The organism is Streptomyces endocoffeicus, from assembly GCF_016741935.1.
In the GTDB taxonomy this organism is placed as follows: domain Bacteria; phylum Actinomycetota; class Actinomycetes; order Streptomycetales; family Streptomycetaceae; genus Streptomyces; species Streptomyces endocoffeicus.
The window spans coordinates 1-3,745 of sequence record NZ_JAERRG010000105.1; the positions used below are offsets into that span (position 1 = coordinate 1).

At 66.0% G+C, this 3,745-nt stretch carries 3 protein-coding genes and 1 pseudogene; 3 read left to right on the top strand and 1 reads right to left on the bottom strand.

The features are described from left to right. Window positions 1-278: 278 nt before the first annotated feature. The 3 genes and pseudogenes from JK364_RS58425 to JK364_RS53955 form a co-directional block, all read left to right on the top strand. Window positions 279-584: pseudogene (locus JK364_RS58425) on the top strand (hypothetical protein); the annotation flags it as partial. Between the two features lie 587 nt (window positions 585-1,171). Further along, entirely contained in the window at window positions 1,172-1,630 is a 459-nt protein-coding gene (locus JK364_RS53950) for an NUDIX hydrolase (RefSeq protein WP_201858806.1), read from the top strand. 181 nt (window positions 1,631-1,811) lie between these two features. Further along, window positions 1,812-1,967 (top strand): hypothetical protein, encoded by a 156-nt coding sequence (locus tag JK364_RS53955; RefSeq protein WP_201858804.1) that lies wholly within the window; start codon window positions 1,812-1,814, stop codon window positions 1,965-1,967. Between the two features lie 296 nt (window positions 1,968-2,263). Here JK364_RS53955 and JK364_RS53960 read toward each other — a convergent pair whose 3' ends face one another. After that, the gene (locus JK364_RS53960; RefSeq protein WP_201858805.1) at window positions 2,264-3,454 is read right to left on the bottom strand and encodes a DUF6236 family protein; all 1,191 of its coding nucleotides are present in this window, start codon (window positions 3,452-3,454) and stop codon (window positions 2,264-2,266) included. Window positions 3,455-3,745: the final 291 nt, after the last annotated feature.

The following is a 3,745-nucleotide window of genomic DNA, read 5'->3' on the forward strand; positions in this document are numbered from 1 at the left end:
GTGCTGACCGGTGCTGACCCCTTTGGGGTGTGGTCGGTGGTTGGCGTGTCGAGTCGGCTTGAGGCAGCGGTTCCCTATCGGTGTCAGATGTGGCGCAAGTCACCAGGCAAAGATATGGCTATTGCTCCAAATATTGATCGATATCCTTTTCTGGCTACCTGGACTGGTGTGCGAGGCGATGTCTACTCTCGCGTTCACGATTCCATCGCGAGTTGTTCATAACTGAGCAAGGTCTGGGGAGGCCTTGTGGGGGGAGTCTGCTATGCCTTTGGGCGGACCGACTGTCCACGGTCGCTGATGAGTCCGGTGGTCAGGTCGACGTCAACTACTCCGCCGAGGCATGCGACTGGAACTCCCTCCCGGCCCCGCAGACGAACACCACTCGCTGCTTCCCGCAGTACATCGGCGGCAGTACGAGCGATGACCCCGAGCGGCAGTGGTTCAACAAGTACGTGGTCACTTCCGTGACCACAACCGACCGCACCGGTGGAGCGCCTGATCAGGTGACCGCCTACGACTACAAGGGTGGCGCGGCCTGGCATTACGACGATGACGACGGACTGACCAAGGAGAAGTTCAAGACCTGCCGGATGCCCAGCCTCACCCTTCCGCCCCAGGCCGTCACCCAGGACCAGGCGCCACTGCACCAGCACCGCCGACTCGCCCTGCTCCGACGGGTCCTCAACGATGACTTTCTGCCTCTGCGGAGCCGCATCGTTGCCGCACTCGTTCTCGTCTATGCCCAGCCTGTCAGCCGCATCGTTCGCCTCACCATCGACGACATCACCACCATCTCCGTCTGCCTGGGGGATCCACCGTCTCCCCTCCCGGAGCCCGTCGCCGAACTGATGCGGGCTTACGTCCACGCCCGCCGGCACCTGCCCTACGCCAGCAGCCGAAGCGCCCGTTGGCTCTTCCCCGGCCGCCAGTCCGGGCAGCCGATGAATCCGGCCAGCCTCCAGGCCCACCTCCGCGAGATCGGTGTCCCCCCGCAGCGCGGCAGGACTTCCGCGATCCGCCAACTTGTCCTCCAGGCCCCGGCCCCCGTCATCGCGAAGGCCCTCGGCTACCACGACAAGACCGCCACACGGCTGGTCACCGAAGCCGGCGGAACCTGGAGCCGATACGCCCCTGGCGACCATGAAAGGCGCCGATGACTGACAATGCCGGGATGACCCGACCCAGAATCCGTGTCGCCGCATACGTAATCCGGCATCGCGCCTTCCCTGAAGTTCTGGTGTTCGACCACGTTGGTATGCCGGAGGCCGGCACCCAAGTCCCCGCGGGAGGAGCCAAATCAGGCGAAGGACTGGAAGAAGCGGTCCTTCGAGAGGTCGCCGAGGAGACCGGCTTGCTGACAGCCACGGTAGTCCGGCAGATCGCCGTGGAGGACAAGCCCCATCCCGACACAGGTCAGCCACGACGAACCAGCTTCTTCTTCCTCCAGGCACCAGCAGACACCCCCGATGCGTGGGACCACCACGTCCACGGCGACGGAGACGATGCCGGCCTCGCCTTCGCCTGCCGGTTCCTCCCCATTCCCCTGAAACAACCACTGGCCGACGACCAAGACGCATGGCTCGGCCACCTCGATCCGCGCTGGACCACCGTGACCGGCGACATTCAGTAATCAGGAGCCGGACTCATCCGCTGAATACGCGACACCGCAACATGCGAACCCACCAATCCCGAGGGCCACCTCCGCCAGTAGCTGATCTTGAAGCTCTGAGTGCCCGGATGACGGCGGTGTCGCCAAACAGGGTGATACCGCCGTGGCCTCCTGTGACAGGGCTCGGGCGTACGGTGGAGCTATGTCCGGGTGGGTACGCCGCTGCGCGTACATCAACTGCTCCAAGCCGCTGTCGGCGAACTCCCGCAGCGACAGGCACTTCTGCGACCGCTCGTGCAAGATCGCGCACTTACGGTGGCACCGTCACCGCTTGGAGGCCGTCACCATCGGCCTGTAGTACACCCTGGGCCGGGAGACCGAGGATGTCGTGCGCTGTCCGGTCTGCGGCCACCGCTTCGCACTCGGGCACGGTCACCGGCGCGTGAAGCGGTCTATGCGGCCCGCGTGTCGCCAGTGTTCCATCGCAACGATCCTTGAGCGTTCTCACCGAAGTCTGGTGGCTGGGCGTCTTTCGTGTCGAAGGATGAGCGGCTGATCAGAGCCGGGTCGGAAGCCAGGTTTGTCGCGCAGTCTTTGTGTCGTTGGGGTGTGTCAGCGCAGCGCCAGGTGCAGCGGCCTTGTCGGGCTGGGCGCTCAGGTGCGGAACCCCAGCGGCGACCGGTTCAGCTTCCGTTCTGCTGCCAGCAGGTAGGCCACGGGTGAGCCGGTTCGCTGCTCCCGACGGGCCTTCAGGCGGCCCGCGATGTAGGGAACGACGGTGAGCGCGACCGCCGCGGTCCCGACCGCCGGGTGGCCTTCGGAGATGGCCAGGCTGCCCAACGCCGTGCCGGAGGCGGCCCCGAGGTCCACCTTCAACCCCAGCGTGCCCACCGTCGACTCGATGCCGAACGCACGCAGCGCCCGGCGCAGTTCGTCCAGTTGAGGCTTGGTGGCCCGCTCATAGAGCGCCTGCAGATGGGCCTGGGCGAGCGCGGAGTTCTCGACAGCGGCAATCTGCTCCAGTTCGGTTGCCAGGGAGTCGATGTGCGCGTGGAAGGCCGCGAGCTCGGGCGCGTACCGCTGTCGGAAGCCCAACAGCCGGGAAACGGGCACAGCGGCGATTCTCTCGGGCCGGATCACCGCGCGGAGCGAGAGATGGACGTAGGCGGCCCGGGTGTCCTCGAAAGCCGGGGTCACGGGCTGATCGAGCAGATCGGCGAGCTGGTCGAGAGCACCCACCGCGTGGTGCATCCGCAGATCGTCAGTCACGGGTGACAGTGCATTGTGACGGGCGACGGTGTCAGCCAGGGCGGTCAGGTAGACGGTGCCCAGCTTGGGACGCAGGCCGACCCACGGGTCCCGCTCGTTGACCTGGCGGGCCACACCCGCTTCGACCAGGTGGCGCCGCAGCTCATCCGAAATCTTGGTGCCGGTGCCGCCACAGTAGATCCACAGCAGCTTTCGGGAGTGGCTGAGCGGCACCATGGTGAGGGGGTCTTCCACCTGCTGGCTGAGCGGCACCATGAGGAACTCCTCACCCGCGGAGACGTCGAGTGCGGGATCTGACGCTCGCAGCGCTCTGGCGGCCTCGTACCGCGCAGCCGGGCCCTCGCCCCCGAGAATTTCGAAGAAGGCGCCGGCCACCGTCTCCAGGTCGTGCCTGCTCGGGGCAGTCTCGTGCAGCAGATCACTCTCCCCGCGGATTGCGCGGACTACCTCGCTGTCGCGATCATCGACCGCGCGTGGACGAAGCCTGACGATCCTTTCCCATGACAGCAGCGCGAGCTTGAGCCAGTCGCTGTCCTGGAAGTGCATCCACGGGTAGTACAGAGCGATTGACGCCATTTCCCTTCCGACTCCTCAACCCACCTCATCCGCGGCCCAGTCTGGCCAAGCACCGGCCGAGAAGCGAGCAGCCCTGCACACGGCGGCTCCCGCCCACGCACGTTGCGGGCAGGGATGCCGCCCGCTCGGACTCCGCATGAGGCTCTTTGCGCCAACCCTTCGAGGCGACAGACGCCCACCCACCAGACTTCGGTGAGAACGCTCGAGGTTCGTTGCTACGGAACAGCCAGGCCACCTACCGGGCCGCAAGGCGGCCGAGCGAGTACGCGAAGGCGTCACTTCCCCTTCTGC

Excerpts from the sequence above, each read along its gene's own strand:
- JK364_RS53950 (WP_201858806.1), top strand. The coding sequence starts at position 1,172 with ATGACCCGACCCAGAATCCGTGTCGCCGCATACGTAATCCGGCATCGC.
- JK364_RS53955 (WP_201858804.1), top strand. The coding sequence starts at position 1,812 with ATGTCCGGGTGGGTACGCCGCTGCGCGTACATCAACTGCTCCAAGCCG.
- JK364_RS53960 (WP_201858805.1), bottom strand. The coding sequence starts at position 3,454 with ATGGCGTCAATCGCTCTGTACTACCCGTGGATGCACTTCCAGGACAGC.